Consider the following 18,868-nt stretch of genomic DNA (forward strand, 5'->3'; position numbering starts at 1 on the left):
CGCCCATTGACGATGTACCTCGCACCTCCCGCCGTCCCGTCGACGGGGTCACTCGCGTGAACCCGCCCGGGCAGCCGTTCCCCCTGGGTGCCACTGCGCATCCCACTGGTACGCAATTCGCAGTCCACGCTCCCGGTGCGGATGGCGTCGAGGTATGTCTGATCGACCCGGACGGCGGCGAGCGGCGCGTGGAGTTGACCAACCGGACATTCGGCATCAGACATGCCTTCGTCCCTCACGTCGGGCCAGGCGTGCGGTACGGCTTTCGCGCGCACGGCACCTGGGATCCCCACTCGGGCCGACGATTCAACGGGGCCAAGATCCTGCTCGACCCGTCCGCCCGCCAGGTGTCCGGTGACTTCGGGGATCCCGCGGCCCTGTTGGCCTACGAGGACGACCCGTTCGGAGCCCCCAGCAGTCGCGATTCCCTCGGCCACCTCCCGCTCGGCGTCGTCCGCGGACCGTCGGACAACGGCGACCGGCCGCTGAGGCCTGCCGTTCCCTGGGACAGAACCGTGCTCTACGAATTGCACGTCGGGTCGTTCACCGCGCGCCACAACGGCGTACCCGAACACCTCCGTGGCACCTACCTCGGGCTCGCGCAACCGGCCGTACTCGAACACCTGGCTCGAACGGGCATCACGTCGGTCGAATTGCTGCCGGTCCACACCACGTTCACCGAACCCGGGGTACGCGCTCGAGGGATGCGAAACCATTGGGGCTACTCCACGGGCGCGTATTTCGCTCCCGATCCGCGTTTCGCCGCCGTACGAGGCAACGAAGTGGACGAGTTCCGGACGATGGTCGACGCGTTGCACAGCGCAGGGATCGAAGTGATCCTCGACGTGGTCTACAACCACACGTGCGAATCCGCGGTCGACGGGCCGTCGATCAGTTGGCGGGGTCTCGACGCGCCGGGGTACTACCTGCTCGACGGTCGCGGATCCGACGTCGACCTGACCGGTTGCGGCAACACACTCGATTCGGCGTCTCCCGCCGTGGTCCGCATGGTGTGCGACAGCCTGCGGTACTGGGTGCAGGACATGGGCGTGGACGGATTCCGATTCGACCTGGCCAGTACGCTCGGCCGACCGGGCGGTTGGCGATTCGATTCTCGTGCACCGCTGTTGACGGCGATCGGTACCGATCCGGTGCTGTCGGGCGTCAAGTTGATCGCCGAACCCTGGGATGCGACCGGTGCCGGATATCAGGTGGGCAACTTCGGGGTCATGTGGTCCGAGTGGAACGACCGCTACCGAGATACCGTGCGAGGATTCTGGGCCGGCCATCACGGAGTGCGCGAATTGGCTTCCCGCCTGGCCGGTTCCGAGGACCTCTATGCCGGCAGCGGTCGACTGCCGTGGGCGTCGATCAATTTCGTCACCGCACACGACGGATTCACCGCACACGATCTGGTCTCGTACGAACGAAAGCACAACGAAGCCAACGGCGAAGAGAACAGAGACGGCACCGACAACAACTCCTCGGTCAACTACGGCGTCGAGGGTCCGACCGACGATCCCTCCGTCCTCGACGACCGTGGGCGACACGTCCGTGCTCTGCTTGCCACCCTGACGCTGTCGACCGGAACACCGATGCTGCTCGCAGGTGACGAACTCGGCCACAGCCAGGGCGGAAACAACAACGCGTACTGCGTATCTCACGATGCACCGGCATCCGACGCCTGGGCAGTCGACTGGGACAGCGCGGATCAGAACATGATTCGATTCGTGGCGCGCCTGCTGCGCGTACGTGCGAGCGCCCCGACACTGCGTCAGCAGGAGTTCTTCACCGGCCGGGCGACGCCGACCGGTCGACCGGACCTCGTCTGGTTCGATTCCGCCGGAATCGAATTCGATCACGACAGATGGAACGACGATTCGGTGCGCACGATCTCCGCCTGGGTCGACGGGTCCGACGTGCGTTCCTACGCCTCCGACGGCGGGCAGGTGGACGACGCGAGTTCGTTGCTGATCTTGCATTCCGGCGGTCCCGCGGAGATCACGCTGGCCTGCCCCAGTTGGTCGTCGTCTCGATTCGTGCCCGTCCTCGATTCCTCTCGCGTGGACGGCGTCCCACCCGATACCACTGCACTGGAGGCAGGTTCGAAGATTTCGGTGACCGGCTCCACCGTTCTCGTGTTCCGCAGCGCCGGTAGGTGAGTCATGAACAGCTGCACGAGCGGTCCTACCCCGAGCGCGTAGAGCACCGTACCCACACCGAGAGTTCCGCCGAGCAGCCAGCCGGTGAGTACCACTGTCAGTTCGATTCCCGTGCGAGTGAGGCGAATCGACCATCCGGTGCGCGCCACCAACCCGGTCATCAAACCGTCTCGGGGGCCCGGGCCCATTCCCGCACCGATGTAGAGCGCCGTGGCGAAGGCATTGACGACGATGCCCGACACCATTGCCAGTGTCCGAACGATCGGCCCGTCCAGATGGGGCAGGATCGCCGACGTCGTATCCACGGCGACAGCGATGACGATCACGTTGCTCACGGTCCCCAAACCCGGACGCTGCCGCAGCGGTATCCACATCAGGAGCACCGCCACGCCGGTGATGGCAGTGATGGTTCCGAAGCTGAGTGACAGGTGCCGCGACAGACCTTGGTGGAACACATCCCAGGGGTTGACGCCGAGCCCACCGGCGATCATCAGCGACATGGACGCGCCGTACAGCCACAGGCCGACGTAGAGCGCCGTCAGGCGAGACGGGAGACGACGGCCGGCGACGCGTAGCGGTGAGAAAGGCATGGTGTCAGTGTCCGGTCACTGGATACCTCGTTCGATAGCCAGTTGCGCGACAGTGGACCCCCGGCCGATGCTGCGTTACATCCGGACAGCGATCACGGTCGTCGAACCGGGAGCCACTTCGGTGAAACCAGCATCTCGGACTGCGACGGCGCGACCCGCGCGGACCTCGTCCAGCGCGTGCGTCCACTGCTCCGGATCCGCCGATCGAACCGAACAGGCGAAACCGGAATCGGCCCAGGCTCGACAGTCGTCGAGGCTCATCGCACCGGCCAGCAACATCGACGCATGACCCACCTGCGCCGCGGCCTTGCCCACCGTCATCGACAGGGACGCGTCGATCCACAGCACCGGCCCGGCGCTCGGCGGTGACTCTTCTTCGGCCGGTACGTCGGTGCCGCCGATCTGAAGACGCTTGATGCGCGGATCCAGATCGCCGACGCGGCCCGGCACGAAAGCACGGGCCGAAGCGTTCCCGACCTCGACCGTGACACCCGGAACTTCCTGCGCTGCAGTCCATTGCGCGCCGCGGGCACGGCGGGCCACCTTCCTGATCCGCGCCGAGGTCCACGCAACGAAAGGCTCGTGCCACGAGGCGTCGACACCGACCCGTGGGTCGAGGCACAGCGCCACGACGGCTCGGGCGGCGGCTTCGAGTAGGTCGTTGCGCACCGGCGGGTCGGCCTTGGGTATGTGCAGCACCATGGGCATGGCCAGAACCTCAGACGGGTCCTCGGGATCCTCGGCACCGCCGTAGCCGCGGGCCAACTCGGCGTGACGCGAGGCGAAGGTGTTGGCGTCCGAGAACTGCTCGGGTTCAGCCGTATCGGACGTCGACCCGGCACGGTCCCGATCGACGGAGTCGCCGACGGCGGGGGCGTCGGTCATGGGATCGGGACGCGGCGGACTCCCCCGTCGACGGCATCCGCGGCTTCGATCTCGTTTCGGGTGACCCCGAGAATGAACAGGACGGCGTCCAAGTACGGGTGCGAGATCGCAGTGTCGGCGATCTCGCGTAGCGCGGGCTTGGCGTTGAACGCAACGCCGAGCCCGGCCGCGGTGAGCATGTCGATGTCGTTGGCACCGTCGCCGACCGCGACCGTCTGCTCCATCGGCACTCCGGCTTGGGCGGCGAACTCCCGCAGTGCGGTCGCCTTCGCAGCACGGTCGACGACGTCGCCGATGACGCGGCCGGTCAACTTCCCGTCGACGATCTCGAGTGTGTTGGCCTTGACGTAGTCGAGTTCGAGTTCGTGAGCCAAACCCTCGATCACCTGGCGGAATCCACCCGATACGACACCGCAGGCGAAACCGAGACGCCGAAGCGTCCGGATGGTCGTTCGAGCCCCCGCCGTCAGCTCCAAGCTGTCGGCGACGTCGTCGATGACGGATGCGTCCAGGCCGGCCAGCGCTGCGACACGCTGTTCCAACGACTCGGCGAAGTCGATCTCCCCGCGCATCGCCGCCTCGGTGACGGCACGTACCTCGTCTTCGCGCCCGGCCCGGGCGGCAAGCATCTCGATGACCTCGCCCTGGACCAACGTCGAGTCCACGTCGAACACGATGAGTCGTTTCGACCTCCGTGCGATGCCGGCTCGCTCCACTGCGATGTCGACGCCGATTCCCGCTGCGATCGCGGCGAGGCCGGTGCGTAGCTGGAGGTCTGCCTCAGGCGAGGTGTCGGTGGCGGTGACCTGAAGTTCGAGGCCCGTCACCGGGTAGTCCGCGATCCCACGGATGGAATCGATGTTGGTCCCCTGCCGGGCCAATTCTCTCGAGATGGTGCTGAATGCTCGCGCGGTGACCGGACGGCCGAGCACGACGACGACATGCGTGGCCAGTGTGCGTCCACCGTTCTGTGCCGCGTCGATCTCGACATCGACATGGACGCCCACGGTGGCCATCGCGTCTTCGAGTTCTTCCTGGAGCGCCTCGGGATCGCGTGGACAGGTCAGCAACACACCGAGGGTCAGCCTGTTGCGGATGACCACCTGCTCCACGTCGAGCAGGCTGACGTCGTGCCGCGACAGGGCCGCGAACAGCACCGATGTGACACCTGGTTTGTCGGGTCCCGTCACCGTTACCAACACCGCAGTGTCGCTCGATCTCACCGAATCTCCCTTTCGCACTGTCCCCCCATTACTGGTGTGCCCTGCTCGTGTCCCGCGACTGCCGCCGAACGGGCCGGACGCGCAGGGAAGATTGTCGCAAGCGAAGAGCCCCGCCCGGTAGCCGGGAGGGGCTCTCGCTGTGCTGTGGACTACCGGGGATCCGGGTCGCCCGAACCTTCGTGATCGCTGGTCGCGATCGGAGCCCGGCGGGCCTGTTCGAGTACCGCGGTGGTCTTGCCACCATGAGCACCAGGACCGACGTGCGCTTCGGACCGCATCCGCTCGACCATGTGCGGGTAGTGCAGCTCGAACGCCGGACGCTCGGAACGAATCCGGGGCAGCTCGGTGAAGTTGTGCCTCGGGGGCGGGCACGAGGTGGCCCACTCCAACGAGTTTCCGTAACCCCACGGATCGTCGACGGTGACGACCTCACCGTATCGGTACGACTTGAACACGTTCCAGACGAACGGCAGCGTCGAGGCACCGAGGATGAACGCACCGATGGTCGAGATGATGTTCAGTTCGGTGAAGCCGTCGGACGGCAGGTAGTCGGCGTAGCGACGTGGCATGCCTTCGTTACCGAGCCAGTGCTGCACCAGGAACGTGGCGTGGAATCCGAAGAACGTCAGCCAGAAGTGCCACTTGCCCAGAGCCTCGTCCATCATCCGGCCCGTCATCTTCGGGAACCAGAAGTAGATGCCTGCATAGGTCGCGAACACCACGGTGCCGAACACCACGTAGTGGAAGTGGGCGACGACGAAGTACGTGTCGGTGACCTGGAAGTCGATGGGAGGCGAAGCCAACAGCACACCGGTCAGTCCGCCGAACACGAACGTGATCAGGAAGCCGATCGAGAACAGCATGGGCGTTTCGAGCGTGACCTGTCCGCGCCACATCGTGCCGACCCAGTTGAAGATCTTCACACCGGTCGGAACAGCGATGAGGAATGTCATGAACGAGAAGAACGGCAGCAGTACCGCGCCGGTGGCGTACATGTGGTGGGCCCACACGGCGATCGACAGTGCAGCGATGGCGATCGTCGCGTAGATCAGACCCGAGTAACCGAAGATCGGCTTGCGGGAGAACACCGGGAACACCTCGGACACGATTCCGAAGAACGGCAACGCGATGATGTAGACCTCGGGGTGCCCGAAGAACCAGAACAGGTGCTGCCACAGCAGCACTCCGCCCGTTGCCGGGTCGAAGAGATGCGCGCCCAGGTGGCGGTCGGCGGCAAGGCCGAGCAGTGCGGCGGTCAGCAGCGGGAACGCCAGCAGGATCAGAATCGACGTGACCAGGATGTTCCAGGTGAAGATGGGCATCCGGAACATCGTCATACCGGGAGCGCGAAGGCAGATCACGGTGGTGATCATGTTGACGCCACCGAGGATGGTTCCCAGACCGGCGACGGCGAGGCCCATGATCCACAGGTCGGCACCGACACCGGGCGAGTGCAGAGCAGAGGTGAGCGGCGTGTACGCCGTCCATCCGAAGTCGGCCGCGCCACCCGGGGTGATGAAGCCGGCCGTGGTGATCAGCGCACCGAACAGGTACAGCCAGTAGGAGAACGCGTTGAGACGCGGGAACGCCACGTCCGGCGCACCGATCTGCAGCGGAAGAATGTAGTTGGCGAAGCCGAACACGATCGGCGTTGCGTACAGCAGCAACATGATGGTGCCGTGCATCGTGAACAGCTGGTTGTACTGCTCGTTGGACAGGAACTGCATCCCCGGCACGGCCAACTCGGCGCGCATCAACAGCGCCATCAGTCCACCGACGAGGAAGAAGGCGAACGACGTCGCGATGTACATGATCCCGAGAACCTTGGGATCGGTTGTGGTCACCGCCTTGTGGATGAACGAACCCTTCGGTCCCATCCGCGGCGGGAAAGGCCGAGCAGCATCCACCGCGGGAGCGGGCCTAGGCGCTAGGGCAGTCACAGATCCTCCTGATTGCGCGTCCGACCCCGAATCACGAGGCGACGTCACTAGTCGTGCGCTACTCGAATCGTAGACCGTCGGACCGACGCTTGCCGAACCGGTCCTACCGTGTGTCGTATTGGATTCGATCGAACCATGGTTCGGGGGGCGATCTGCCTGCGCCGTCGGCCTTTACGAGCCCTCCGACACACCCTGGAACACCTCCCGAACAGATGGCCGGGAAGGGTCCGCGGCAGTGCTCTGCGCGAGGCGATTTCCGTTACTGTGTGAGACCACCCGATCCGCAGAAAGAAGTTCCGCGTTGCCACTTCGACCACGACTCCCCCGCCGGTTCGCGCCACACACCACGGGCACGGCGGCCGCTGTCTGTCTGATGGCAGCCGTGGCGTTGACCGGATGCTCCGACTCCGCGACCGAGGACGACGCATCCACCATCGTTCGCAGTACGACGAACATTGCCGGAGCGGGGGTGGTCGGTAACAACCGGGACACCGTCGGACTGTGTCCCGCACTTGCCCCACTCGACCCGACGGGAGTCGAGGGCGATACGCGCCCCGTCGGGCACGCCGAGGGAATCAGTGCCATCCCGGCCGATCCACAGCGCATCGTCGTCCTCGACGCTGCGGGCCTCGACGCCAGCTGCGCGGTCGGGATCTGGGAACGCGTCGTCGGCGCTGCCACGCTCGACCCCGACTTCCGGGGAGACGGAGACCAACCGCTGTACCTGGGTACCGGCCTGGCGTCGGTTCCGTCGGTCGGCCCGGTCGGTGCCCCCGACCTCGATGCGATCGCCGCCCTCGACCCGGACCTGATCCTGGGGGCCGATTCTCTCGGATCCGATACCTACGATTCGCTGACTGCCATCGCGCCGACCGTGTTCACCGCGACCGGACAAGGATGGAAAGACACTTTTCTGCAGTCCGCAGCCGCCTTGGGTCGAGGCCAGGCAGGATTCGACCAGCTCGCGTCGTTCTCCGCGGATGCCGAACGCGTCGGACGCGAGATCGACGCGACCCAGACGCAGGCGTCGGTCGTCCGATTCGATGCCGACTCCATCGAGGTCGACGGTCCGGACTCGTTCGCGGGCCAGGTGCTTGCCGAGGTCGGCGTGGGGCGGCCACAGAATCAGCGTGACGGTGGTTTCTCGGTCGAGTCCGGGAACCTGGAGCCCGTCGAGGGAGACATCGTCTACCTGCGATTCGCGGGCCCGGACGGCGAGACCTTCGGCCGTGAGGTGATGGACGGCGACGCGTGGCACGCTCTCGGCTCGGTCACCGACGGGCGAGTGTTCGCGGTGAACGACACGGTCTGGTCCGGCAGTGGAGTTGTCGCGGCGCGCGCCATCCTGGCCGACCTGTCCGCTTCTCTGAACGCCTACGTGTCCTGACGCGATGCCCATTCCGGAATTCGTGCAAGCGCTCCGCAGCGTCGTCGGCACGTCACCACTCTGGTTGTCCGGTGTCAGTGCTGTCGTTCTCGACGACGATCGGCGCGTGCTGCTGACTCTGCGGGCAGACAACAACACCTGGGCCGTGGTCTCCGGAATCCTCGAGCCCGGCGAGGAACCTGCACCCGCCGCGCTGCGTGAGATCGGTGAGGAGACCGGTGTGGACGCCACGATCGTGCGCCTGACGAGCGTCGACGTGACAGAGCCCATCACCTACCCCAACGGCGACGTCGCGCAATATCTGGACATCACGTTCCTCGCTCGCCACACCGGCGGCACTCCTCATGTCGCCGACGACGAGAACCTCGACGTGGCCTGGTTCGAACTCGATGGCCTACCCGAAAACCTCACGGCCACTTCGCGATTGCGAATCGAGAAAGCCATCGCCGACGACCCGTCGGCATGGTTTCGACGCTGACTCCCCTGCCGCACCGAGTGCACAGCTCCACCGAACCGTCCCTGTTTCGATTCGTAATGTGATATCACTTTACTATCAACATCGAGAGGGAGGTTCTCATGTCCGCACCCGCTACCGTCGCCGAGAAGCCGACGGGTACACCGACCACGACCATCGCCGAGCGCACCGGCTGGGATCTGCCGGGCTGGTCGATGCTCGGCGTCGGTCTCGCGCTGTTTCTCGGCGGAATCGCCGCGTTCGCTCTCGGACTGGTCTTCTCCGTGGTGGGGCTCACGGTCGTCGGAGTCGTCCTGTTCGTGCTCTCGCTGCCGGCACTCATGGGATTGACTCTGGTGCAACCGAATCAAGCTCGCGTTCTGCAGCTACTCGGCAGTTCGTACAGCGGGACGCTGCGTACACCGGGGCTGCGCTGGACCAATCCGTTGACGTACCGCAGGGCCATCTCGACGCGAATTCGCAACCACGAGACCGGTCAATCGAAGGTCAACGACGCCGACGGCAATCCGATCGAGATCTCTGCCATCGTCGTCTGGCAGGTTGCCGATACCGCCCTGGCGTCCTTCCAGGTCGACGATTACGAGGAGTTCGTCGCCGTCCAGACCGAATCGGCCGTCCGTCATATCGCCGGTAGCTACCCGTACGACGCCGAAGGACGAATGTCGTTGCGCGAGAACGCCGACGAGATCACCGCCGCCATGTCGGAGGAAGTACACGCGCGGGTGCGATCGGCCGGCGTCGAGGTGATCGAGACCCGCATCAACCGTCTTGCCTATGCTCCGGAGATCGCGCAGGCCATGCTGCGACGCCAGCAGGCCGGAGCTGTCATCGCAGCGCGTCAGCAGATCGTCGAAGGTGCGGTGGGAATGGTGGAGATGGCACTCTCGAAGCTCGAGGAGAAACACGTCGTGGAACTCGACGAGGAGCGGAAAGCGGCCATGGTGTCGAATCTGCTCGTCGTGTTGTGCAGCGATCGTGATACCCAGCCCGTCGTCAACACCGGATCGCTGTACCAGTGAGCCATGGCCGTCGAGCGTAAGAAAATTCTGCTTCGGCTGGACCCAGCGGTGCACGACGCTCTTGCCCGCTGGGCCTCCGACGAGCTCCGAAGCACCAACGCTCAGATCGAGTTCCTACTGCGTCGAGCACTGAGCGAGCAGGGCCGAATGCCGAAGGAGGCCAGAGACATTCGCGCGCCGGGCCGCCCACCGAAGGAGTGAGCGGCCCGGCGCGAGGATGGGTTTCTAGAAGTCCCAGTCCTCGTCTTCGGTGTTGACGGCCTTTCCGATGACGTACGAGGATCCCGAGCCGGAGAAGAAGTCGTGGTTCTCGTCGGCGTTGGGTGACAGTGCCGACAGAATTGCCGGATTCACATCCGTCTCGTCCTTGGGGAACAGACCCTCGTAGCCGAGGTTGTTCAGTGCCTTGTTGGCGTTGTAGCGCAGGAACTTCTTGACGTCCTCGGTCAGACCGATCTCGTCGTACAGATCCTGGGTGTACTCGACCTCGTTGTCGTACAACTCGAACAGCAACTCGAACGTGTAGTTCTTGAGTTCCTCGCGCCGCTCCTCGCTGACCTTCTCGAGACCCTTCTGGTACTTGTATCCGATGTAGTACCCGTGGACGGCCTCGTCGCGAATGATCAGCCTGATCAGGTCCGCCGTGTTGGTCAGCTTGGCCCGTGAGGACCAGTACATCGGCAGGTAGAAGCCGGAGTAGAAGAGGAACGACTCGAGCAGAGTCGACGCCACCTTGCGCTTGAGCGGGTCGTCACCGTGATAGAAGTTCAGTACGATCTCGGCCTTGCGCTGAAGGTTGACGTTCTCCTCGGACCAGCGGAACGCATCGTCGATATCGCGGGTGGAGCTGAGGGTGGAGAAGATGGAGCTGTAGCTCTTCGCGTGCACCGACTCCATGAACGCGATGTTGGTGTACACCGCCTCCTCGTGCGGAGTGATGGCGTCGGGAATGAGGCTGACGGCACCGACCGTCCCCTGAATTGTGTCCAGCAGGGTCAGTCCGGTGAACACGCGCATCGTCAGCTGCTTCTCGACGGCGGTCAGAGTGGCCCACGACGGGATGTCGTTGGACACCGGCACCTTCTCGGGCAGCCAGAAATTACTGGTGAGACGCTCCCAGACTTCGGAGTCCTTGTCGTCCTGGACCCGATTCCAGTTGATTGCGGAAACGCGATCGATCAGCTTCACCATGTGTCCTATCTACCGAGAGAATCTGCCGAATATTGGCTTGCTTGAACACTACCCGTTGTGTCCGACATCAATAGCTAACACAAGATCTGTGTCGTGCGCGTTCTGCGTACCTGGAGGGGCGCACAACGCGCACGACGTGAGTTCGCCCTCCCAGCCCTCACGTCGAAGAACCTGCGCCACGTCTCCTGCGACGCCGCACGGATCGCTGCTGACCTCCTCGTACCCGAAAACGAGTCGCGCACGCCCGGCGAGTTCCGAAGCATTGTCACGTCGCCGATCGCGGAATGCGACCTCTTGCATCGAATGGAACCGACGACCGTCCAGGCGCACGGTCAGCGTACGAGATCCAACTCGGTACACGACGTCCTCGTAGAGTGTCCGCCCGTCGACCTGTATGGCGCTCTGCCGTTCGGCAGCCGGAAGCCCGTGAGCCTCTTCGACGTTGGTCGCATATTCGAGTTCGAGAACGGATTGAACGCCGTTCGCGAGCAAGTCGACGGCTTCGGTCAGCGCTGTGAGATACCGGTACGGCCTGCGGACGGCAATCTGCTCCCGGACGTCCGTCAATCGAATTCGTCGCTGAGTCACCGACGACACCAAGCTGCGGAAAGCCTGCCTCGGCGTAGGTTCCGACACCGCCAGATCGAGTGCAGTGTCCACCAACGTCGTTCGCGGCATGTCCCCTGGTACCCCGATGTATCTGTGTGCACGAGAACGATGCACCACCACTCCGGGATGCAATGCCGATCCGATGCCTGCCACCAGCCGTACTCCCTGCACAGGGGCCGAGCGCACCGTCGGCCGTTGATTGCACGCAGACTTTCCGTACGGCACAGTGACGTGGACCGCCGCGGATGGGTCGGGCGTGCGGAAACCCCACTCCTCCGCCGCGGATCGATGGCTCAGCATTGCGTGTCCACCTCCGTACAGAAGCGCTGCCATCAGGATTCGATCCCGCGTCAACGGCCCGGTGAAGATTGAATAGACGCCGCGCAGAACAACGATCCACGCGCCACTGTCCACTAGCTTGCGGACTCGATTTCGGCTGTACCCCAACTTCGTGACCTGCGACTGAGTGAACAGCCCCCACTGCGTGTCGATCAGAACCTGAAGTTCTCGACCGTCCCCCCGACCATGTTCCATGGCCGGCCATCCTGCCCAGTGGGTACGACAACTTCCGTCGTGCGCGTTTTGCGCCCCTCCAGGTACGCAAAACGCGCACGACGGCGAAGCCCTACAGCATGCAGGAAACGCAGCCCTCGACCTCGGTGCCCTCGAGGGCCATCTGACGCAGACGGATGTAGTACAGCGTCTTGATGCCCTTGCGCCATGCGTAGATCTGCGCGCGGTTGATGTCGCGGGTGGTGGCCGTGTCCTTGAAGAACAGCGTCAAGGACAGGCCCTGATCGACGTGTTGCGTTGCGGCAGCGTAGGTGTCGATGATCTTCTCGTAGCCGATCTCGTACGCGTCCTGGTAGTAATCCAGGTTGTCGTTGTCGAGGTACGGTGCCGGGTAGTAGACGCGGCCGATCTTGCCTTCCTTGCGGATCTCGATCTTCGACGCCACCGGGTGAATCGACGAGGTGGAGTTGTTGATGTACGAGATCGAGCCGGTCGGCGGAACGGCCTGCAGGTTCTGGTTGTAAATTCCGTACTCCTGCACCGACGCCTTCAGTGCGGCCCAGTCGGCCTGGGTCGGGATGGCGACGTCGGAGTCGGCGAACAACTTCGCGACCTTCGGTGTCGCAGGCTCCCACACCTGGTCGGTGTACTTGTCGAAGAACTCACCCGACGCGTACTTGGAATCCGGGAAACCCTTGAAGTACTGGCCGCGCGCCTTCGCCAGCTGGTTCGACGCCTGGATGGCGTGGAACAACACCGTGTAGAAGTAGATGTTGGTGAAGTCGATTCCCTCGGTCGAGCCGTAGTGAATGCGCTCGCGGGCGAGGTAGCCGTGCAGGTTCATCTGACCCAGGCCGATCGCGTGAGAGTCGTTGTTGCCCTGCTCGATCGACGGTACCGAGAAGATGTGGGTCTGATCCGACACCGCAGTCAGACCACGGATCGCCACCGCGATGGTCTTACCGAAATCGGGCGAATCCATCGTCTTGGCAATGTTCAGCGAGCCCAGGTTGCACGAGATGTCCTTGCCCACATGGCTGTACGAGAGGTCGTCGTTGAACGTCGACGGCGTCGAGACCTGGAGAATCTCCGAGCACAGGTTGGAGTGAGTGATCTTGCCCTTCACCGGGTTCGCACGATTGACGGTGTCCTCGTACATGATGTACGGGTAGCCGGACTCGAACTGCAGCTCGGCGAGAGTCTGAAAGAATTCACGCGACTTGATCTTGGTCTTGCGAATCCTCTTGTCGTCGACCATCTCGTAGTACTTCTCCGAGACGTTGATGTCGGCGAACGGCACTCCGTAGATGCGCTCGACGTCGTACGGCGAGAACAGGTACATGTCCTCGTTCTTCTTCGCCAGCTCGAACGTGATGTCCGGGATGACGATTCCGAGGGACAGCGTCTTGATGCGGATCTTTTCGTCGGCGTTCTCACGCTTGGTGTCGAGGAACTTGTACACATCGGGGTGGTGCGCGTGCAGGTATACCGCGCCCGCGCCCTGGCGTGCCCCGAGCTGGTTGGCGTACGAGAACGAATCCTCGAGCAGCTTCATGATCGGGATGACACCGGATGACTGGTTCTCGATCCGCTTGATCGGCGCACCTGCTTCGCGAATGTTGCTCAGCAGCAATGCAACTCCGCCGCCGCGCTTGGACAGCTGCAACGCGGAGTTGATGGATCGTCCGATGGACTCCATGTTGTCTTCGATGCGGAGCAGGAAGCACGAGACGGGCTCGCCGCGCTGCTTCTTGCCCGAGTTGAGGAAGGTGGGCGTCGCGGGCTGGAATCGGCCGGCGATGATCTCGTCCACGAGATCGGTGGCCAGGGCTTCGTCACCGGCCGCCAGCGTCAATGCCACCATGCACACACGGTCCTCGAAGCGTTCGAGGTAGCGCTTACCGTCGAACGTCTTGAGCGTGTAGGAGGTGTAGTACTTGAACGCACCGAGGAAGGTCGGGAATCGAAACTTCTTCGAGTACGCGTGGTTGATCAGGAACTTCACGAACTCACGTGAATACTGGTCCAGAACCTCGGGCTCGTAGTAGTTCTCCTCGACCAGGTAGTCCAGCTTCTCGTCCAGGTCGTGGAAGAACACGGTGTTCTGGTTGACGTGCTGGAGAAAGTACTGATTGGCAGCTTCGCGGTCCTTCTCGAACTGGATCTCACCATTGGGCCCGTAGAGATTGAGCATCGCGTTGAGCGCGTGATAGTCCATGTCACCGTCGCTGCGAACGGTCGCGGGTGCGGGTGCTGCGTCGGTGATGGTCGGTGCCACGGCGGTGCTCCTACTGGTCTGTGGTGGTTGATGCTCAGTGCGTGTGGGCAGCGCGACGGACTTCCCGTTCCCAGAAGTCTTCGAGTCCCTCGCGGACTCGCACTACGTCCTCGGGGGTGCCCATCAATTCGAAGCGGTAGAGATACGGAACCGCGCATTTCTGCGAGATGACGTCTCCGGCAAAGCAGAAGGAGTCACCGAAATTGGTGTTTCCGGCAGCGATGACGGCTCTGATCAACGATCGATTGTGCTTGTCGTTGAGAAACTTGATCACACGCTTGGGGACGTAGTTGGTGTCGCGGCCGGCATACGTCGTTCCTCCGCCGTACGTCGGCACGATCAGGACGTAGGGAGAGTCGACGCGAAACGTGCCGTCCGGATCTCGTAAGGGAATGCGCGTCGCGGGGATATCCAACTTCGATACGAAACGGTGCGTGTTCTCCGACGCGCTGGAGAAGTAGACGAGTGAGTTCGAGGACTGCTGTTGTGAACTCACCGCTCACTCACTTTCTCGATCTGTTCAAGCAGCGTTCGTCGCGAGGGTCTTGATGCGATCCGGGCGGAAACCGGACCAGTGGTCGTCACCGGCGACGACGACGGGGGCCTGCAGGTAACCGAGCGCCATGACGTAGTCACGTGCCTCGGGGTCCTGCGAGATGTCGATGACGGAGTACTCGATACCCGCTTTGTCGAGGGCGCGGTAGGTGGCATTGCACTGGACGCAGGCGGGCTTGGTGTAAACGGTGATGCTCATGGTGTCCCTCTTTCCGTTGTCGCCGTCGGGTGCACCGATGGCGACGATGTGCTCTGCGTGTGGCACCGAGAACATCTCCCGCTCAGGGCGACTGCGACCTGCTCGAACCCACGTCGTTCGGGCTCTTCGAGTTGTGGTCTCTCGGCGGGTCAAACACTACACCTAGTGTCCCCCATCTGCCTAGAACACGAGATGTTGCGAACAACATGCGTGGTATTCGCTGGTCACGGCCGTGCGACCGATGCTCGTTCACCCCGCATCGGCGTGTCGGACGTCACAAAAGGAGGTGTCTTTCGTCACTACGGACCGTCGCCCCGACAGTGACGTTCCCCTACGACATCCGCGCACGACGACGGCCCCTCGGAATTGCTCCGAGGGGCCGTCACGTGGATCACGCGAGTGTCAGCGTTGACGCGCCTTGAACCGCGGCTCCTTCTTGTTGATCACGAACACGACCCCATGGCGGCGAACCACCTGGGCGCCGGGCTTGCTCTTGAGCGATTTCAGAGAATTTCTCACCTTCATGAGACCAGGCTACATGAAAACGATTCCCGATACCATCAAGCGGTCACGCGCTGACGAGTTCCTTCGACGCCTTGACCAACTCGGCCACGACGTGGCCGATCTCACCGGACACCTCGGCGTTCTCACGCGGGTGAGCGGTCCCGAACTTGTCGATGGTGCCGCCGATGGAGAGCTGGACGTCCTCGAGTACGGATCCGCCGGCGATGCGGACGGCCTTGCTCGTGTCCTCGTGGGCCCACTTGGCACCGTTGCCGCTCGGCGATGCGCTGATGACCACGACCGGCTTGCCCACCATGGCACCGGCACCGTAGGGACGTGAGAGCCAGTCGATGGCGTTCTTCAGCACGGCCGGAATGGTGCCGTTGTATTCGGGCGTGACCAACAGCAGCGCAGAAGCCTTCTCGGCAGCGGCGCGCAGAGCGAGGGCGGCCGTAGGCACGGAGCCATCGACGTCGATATCCTCGTTGTAGAAGGGAACGTCGCCCAGCCCGTCGTAGACCACGATCTCGGCATCGGCCGGTGCGACGGTGACTGCAGTCTCGGCAATCTGCTTGTTCACCGATTCGGCGCGCAGGCTTCCGACGAGAACGAGTACGTGTGCGTCTGACATGAAATCTTCCTTCGAAAGTTCGGATGACGTGATCGTCGTGTCAATTCATACCATCCAAGCGGACCGCGGTCCACTTGTATTCCTCAGCGAGGTACCCTGAACAGGTGACCGGTCCGATGCTGCCCGTAGTAGGCGAAGACTCCGAACGCTGTGACGCTGCCCGCAACCGCCGGCTGCTTCTCGACGCCGCGACGGAGCTGGTGGCGACCCTCGGTGCCGACGCCGTCACCATGGAGGCCGTGGCAACGAGGGCCGGCGTCGGCAAAGGCACCGTGTTCCGGCGCTTCGGCAACCGCGCCGGGTTGATGCGAGCCCTGTTGGATCACACCGAGAAGATGTTGCAGAGCTCGTTCATGTTCGGCGAACCGCCGCTCGGGCCCGGTGCCGATCCCATCGACCGCCTCGTCGCGTTCGGTCGGGCACGGCTGGAGTTCGTCAGGGTTCAGGGTGAGGTGCTGCGGGCCGCGGAAAGCTCGGCCGACGCTCGGTATTCGGCTCCGGCGCACATGGTCAATTTCACACACGTTCTGTCTTTGCTCCGTGCAGCCGGCGTGGAGGGAGACCTGGAACTTCTCACCTATTGGCTGCTCACCCCCCTGGAAGCCACGTTGGTGCTGCACCAGTACCGAGACCTCGGAATGACGATGGATCGTCTGGCCGACGGGTGGGAAGATCTGGTGCGCAGAGCAACTCGCGTCCCATAGCGGTTGTCGGTCACGTCGCGAGGATCGACAGTGCCGCCGAATGCAAGGCAGTTCCGTACGAACGGCCGTGTCCGGCCGCATGTACGGCCAGAGGATGCAACTGGTGCAGGGCGGTCCGGTCGCGCCACCCCGTCCGCAGCGGGTGCACGGACTCGTAGCCGTCGACCATGGCGTCCAGATGAGGACAGCCGAACAGTGCCGCCATCGCCAGATCCGTTTCGCGATGGCCGCCGTGTGCCGCGGGATCGATGAGCACGACACCCGCATCGGTCCAGAAGACGTTGCCGTTCCACAGGTCTCCGTGGATTCGACTGGGCGGTTCACCGTCGTCGAACTCGCCGTCCGCCACCCGCTCGCACGCCGCCTCGACGGTCGCCGCCTCGGACTGCGTCACGTTTCCGGCGTCGACCGCGATCCGCAGATACGGCAGCACTCGCTCGGCGGCGTAGAACGAACCCCACGTGGCGTGGACAGTGTTGGTCATGGGCCGCGAGCCGATGAACAACTGCCCGGGAAACGGTGTGCCGTCCGGGCGATTCGGCGGAGCCCCGAATCCGGCCGCGCCGCCGTCGTGCATCCGGGCCAGTGCGCGCCCGAATCGACGGGCCGCGATCTCGGTGGGACGCGCGGCCGTCAACCGCTCGAGTTCGATGAACGTCGGTCCGCGATCGAGAACACCGACGACAGGCACCCCTGTCTCACCGAGCCACGCGAGTCCCGTCGCCTCGGCCTCGAAGAAGTCCGGGTGCGCGCGGGTATCTCGCTTGACGAAGGTATCGGTGGATCCGCTCACGTCGAACGACACTACGCATCCTTCTCGACCCGAACGCGTACCCGCACTCGTCATTAGGATGATCGGATGGGACACATCAACTCGGAATTGCGCTCCGGAATCATGCGTGAGCTGGCGGTACAGTCGACCATCGATCCGGTGACGGAGGTCCGCAGGCGCGTGGACTTCCTCAAGGACTACCTCGCGTCGACACCGGCCTCCGGTTTCGTACTCGGGATCAGCGGCGGACAGGACAGCACGCTCACCGGCAAGCTCGCACAACGGGCGGTGACCGAACTACGTGCCGACGGGCACGAGGCCGAATTCGTCGCCGTACGGCTCCCCTACGGTGTGCAGGCCGACGAGGACGACGCGGCGATCGCACTGAAGTTCATCGATCCCGACCGCACGGTGACGGTGAACATCAAGGAGGCCTCCGATGCCGCAGCCGCTGCGACCGCCGAGGCTCTGGGAACCGGCGAGGTCCGAGATTTCGTGCGCGGCAACATCAAAGCACGTCAACGCATGGTCGCCCAGTACGCGATCGCCGGCGAACTCGGCTATGTGGTCGTCGGCACCGATCACGCGGCCGAGGCGGTCACCGGCTTCTTCACCAAGTTCGGCGACGGCGGGGTGGATTTGACACCTCTGACCGGCCTGACCAAGCGACAAGGCGCTGCGCTGCTGCGCGAGCTCGGTGCGCCCGAAAGTACCTGGCGCAAAGTCCCCACCGCGGATCTCGAAGACGATCGACCGGCTCTGCCCGACGAGGAAGCACTCGGCGTCACATACGAGCAGATCGACGACTACCTCGAAGGCAAGGACGTCACCGAGGAAGTGGCCGACAAACTCGAGAAGATGTTCGCCGCGACGCGGCACAAGCGAACCGTTCCAGTGACACCGTTCGACGATTGGTGGAAGAACGGTCACTGACCGACCTTCGTCGGCGGCGATCGGTGACGATCAGCCGCCGGCGAACGGCGGCAGTACGTCGACTCTGCTGCCTACGGACCGCCCCAGATCGCGGGTCAACTCGTCTCCGACCAGATACGCCGACACCCGCAGAATCGGTTCCATCGGGGCTCCGTACCGAGAACGGATGGCCTCGCGCAATTCTCCCAGCGTCGCACCGGCCGGCAGAGTGAGGTGTTCCGACTCGCAGCCGGACGCGTCGACGGCGGCTGCGAAGTACCGCACCTCCACCTGCATCGTTCGACTATCGGTCGTGCTG

General features: G+C 63.8%; 19 protein-coding genes and 1 pseudogene. 7 read left to right on the plus strand and 13 right to left on the minus strand.

All coding sequences use genetic code 11. The features are described from left to right. Positions 1-5: 5 nt before the first annotated feature. A complete protein-coding gene (gene glgX, locus RFA01S_RS14630) occupies positions 6-2,162 on the plus strand; it encodes a glycogen debranching protein GlgX (protein WP_052060654.1) in 2,157 nt (718 codons plus the stop codon). A gap of 11 nt (positions 2,163-2,173) precedes the next feature. Here the strand turns inward: glgX and yczE are convergent. The 4 genes and pseudogenes from yczE to ctaD all read right to left on the minus strand — a co-directional run. Then, a pseudogene (yczE, locus tag RFA01S_RS28635) lies at positions 2,174-2,752 on the minus strand (membrane protein YczE); the annotation flags it as partial. A 75-nt stretch (positions 2,753-2,827) separates the two neighbouring features. Beyond that, on the minus strand, positions 2,828-3,637 hold the full coding sequence (locus RFA01S_RS14640; RefSeq protein WP_027496611.1) for an aminoacyl-tRNA hydrolase: 810 nt from the start codon (positions 3,635-3,637) through the stop codon (positions 2,828-2,830). Continuing rightward, on the minus strand, positions 3,634-4,860 hold the full coding sequence (gene serB / locus RFA01S_RS14645; protein ID WP_027496610.1) for a phosphoserine phosphatase SerB: 1,227 nt from the start codon (positions 4,858-4,860) through the stop codon (positions 3,634-3,636). Before serB ends, RFA01S_RS14640 begins: the two co-directional genes overlap by 4 nt. 149 nt (positions 4,861-5,009) lie before the next feature. Beyond that, entirely contained in the window at positions 5,010-6,800 is a 1,791-nt protein-coding gene (gene ctaD / locus RFA01S_RS14650; RefSeq protein ID WP_027496609.1) for an aa3-type cytochrome oxidase subunit I, read from the minus strand. A gap of 373 nt (positions 6,801-7,173) precedes the next feature. Here ctaD and RFA01S_RS14655 point away from each other — a divergent pair, with 373 nt between their 5' ends. From RFA01S_RS14655 to RFA01S_RS14670, 4 genes are all read left to right on the plus strand, one after another. Beyond that, positions 7,174-8,187, plus strand: coding sequence for an ABC transporter substrate-binding protein (locus tag RFA01S_RS14655; protein WP_052060637.1), 1,014 nt, complete (start codon positions 7,174-7,176; stop codon positions 8,185-8,187). Between the two features lie 4 nt (positions 8,188-8,191). Continuing rightward, positions 8,192-8,665 carry an NUDIX hydrolase gene (locus tag RFA01S_RS14660; RefSeq protein ID WP_032372661.1) on the plus strand — a complete coding sequence of 158 codons (474 nt, stop codon included), beginning with the start codon at positions 8,192-8,194 and terminating at the stop codon, positions 8,663-8,665. Positions 8,666-8,763: 98 nt separating this feature from the next. After that, positions 8,764-9,681, plus strand: a complete 918-nt coding sequence (locus RFA01S_RS14665) for an SPFH domain-containing protein (protein ID WP_027496606.1) — start codon at positions 8,764-8,766, stop codon at positions 9,679-9,681. A 3-nt stretch (positions 9,682-9,684) separates the two neighbouring features. Next, positions 9,685-9,882: a type II toxin-antitoxin system antitoxin gene (locus RFA01S_RS14670; protein ID WP_032370750.1), complete on the plus strand. Its 198-nt coding sequence runs from the start codon at positions 9,685-9,687 to the stop codon at positions 9,880-9,882. A 24-nt stretch (positions 9,883-9,906) separates the two neighbouring features. On the opposite strand, the gene nrdF is transcribed toward RFA01S_RS14670, so the two are convergent. From nrdF to RFA01S_RS14705, 7 genes are all read right to left on the minus strand, one after another. Further along, positions 9,907-10,872, minus strand: a complete 966-nt coding sequence (nrdF, locus tag RFA01S_RS14675) for a class 1b ribonucleoside-diphosphate reductase subunit beta (RefSeq protein ID WP_027496604.1) — start codon at positions 10,870-10,872, stop codon at positions 9,907-9,909. Between the two features lie 48 nt (positions 10,873-10,920). Then, positions 10,921-12,015, minus strand: a complete 1,095-nt coding sequence (locus RFA01S_RS14680; RefSeq protein ID WP_072692099.1) for a type IV toxin-antitoxin system AbiEi family antitoxin domain-containing protein — start codon at positions 12,013-12,015, stop codon at positions 10,921-10,923. Positions 12,016-12,106: 91 nt separating this feature from the next. Continuing rightward, the gene (gene nrdE / locus RFA01S_RS14685; RefSeq protein ID WP_032370748.1) at positions 12,107-14,272 is read right to left on the minus strand and encodes a class 1b ribonucleoside-diphosphate reductase subunit alpha; all 2,166 of its coding nucleotides are present in this window, start codon (positions 14,270-14,272) and stop codon (positions 12,107-12,109) included. Positions 14,273-14,306: 34 nt separating this feature from the next. Beyond that, positions 14,307-14,768 carry a class Ib ribonucleoside-diphosphate reductase assembly flavoprotein NrdI gene (gene nrdI, locus RFA01S_RS14690; protein WP_027496602.1) on the minus strand — a complete coding sequence of 154 codons (462 nt, stop codon included), beginning with the start codon at positions 14,766-14,768 and terminating at the stop codon, positions 14,307-14,309. Positions 14,769-14,792: 24 nt separating this feature from the next. Continuing rightward, positions 14,793-15,026, minus strand: coding sequence for a redoxin NrdH (locus RFA01S_RS14695; protein ID WP_027496601.1), 234 nt, complete (start codon positions 15,024-15,026; stop codon positions 14,793-14,795). Between the two features lie 402 nt (positions 15,027-15,428). Further along, on the minus strand, positions 15,429-15,551 hold the full coding sequence (ykgO, locus tag RFA01S_RS14700) for a type B 50S ribosomal protein L36 (RefSeq protein WP_032387197.1): 123 nt from the start codon (positions 15,549-15,551) through the stop codon (positions 15,429-15,431). A gap of 43 nt (positions 15,552-15,594) precedes the next feature. Further along, entirely contained in the window at positions 15,595-16,161 is a 567-nt protein-coding gene (locus RFA01S_RS14705; protein ID WP_032390074.1) for an NAD(P)H-dependent oxidoreductase, read from the minus strand. Positions 16,162-16,265: 104 nt separating this feature from the next. Here RFA01S_RS14705 and RFA01S_RS14710 point away from each other — a divergent pair, with 104 nt between their 5' ends. Then, the gene (locus RFA01S_RS14710; protein WP_027496598.1) at positions 16,266-16,865 is read left to right on the plus strand and encodes a TetR/AcrR family transcriptional regulator; all 600 of its coding nucleotides are present in this window, start codon (positions 16,266-16,268) and stop codon (positions 16,863-16,865) included. A gap of 10 nt (positions 16,866-16,875) precedes the next feature. On the opposite strand, the gene RFA01S_RS14715 is transcribed toward RFA01S_RS14710, so the two are convergent. Continuing rightward, positions 16,876-17,658 (minus strand): fructosamine kinase family protein, encoded by a 783-nt coding sequence (locus RFA01S_RS14715; RefSeq protein WP_032387466.1) that lies wholly within the window; start codon positions 17,656-17,658, stop codon positions 16,876-16,878. 66 nt (positions 17,659-17,724) lie between these two features. On the opposite strand from RFA01S_RS14715, the gene nadE reads away from it, so the two are divergent. Further along, entirely contained in the window at positions 17,725-18,570 is an 846-nt protein-coding gene (nadE, locus tag RFA01S_RS14720) for an NAD(+) synthase (protein WP_032366345.1), read from the plus strand. 30 nt (positions 18,571-18,600) lie between these two features. On the opposite strand, the gene RFA01S_RS14725 is transcribed toward nadE, so the two are convergent. Then, positions 18,601-18,846 carry a MoaD/ThiS family protein gene (locus tag RFA01S_RS14725; protein WP_027496595.1) on the minus strand — a complete coding sequence of 82 codons (246 nt, stop codon included), beginning with the start codon at positions 18,844-18,846 and terminating at the stop codon, positions 18,601-18,603. Positions 18,847-18,868 lie beyond the last annotated feature (22 nt).

Source organism: Rhodococcoides fascians NBRC 12155 = LMG 3623 (assembly GCF_001894785.1).
Taxonomy (GTDB): domain Bacteria; phylum Actinomycetota; class Actinomycetes; order Mycobacteriales; family Mycobacteriaceae; genus Rhodococcoides; species Rhodococcoides fascians.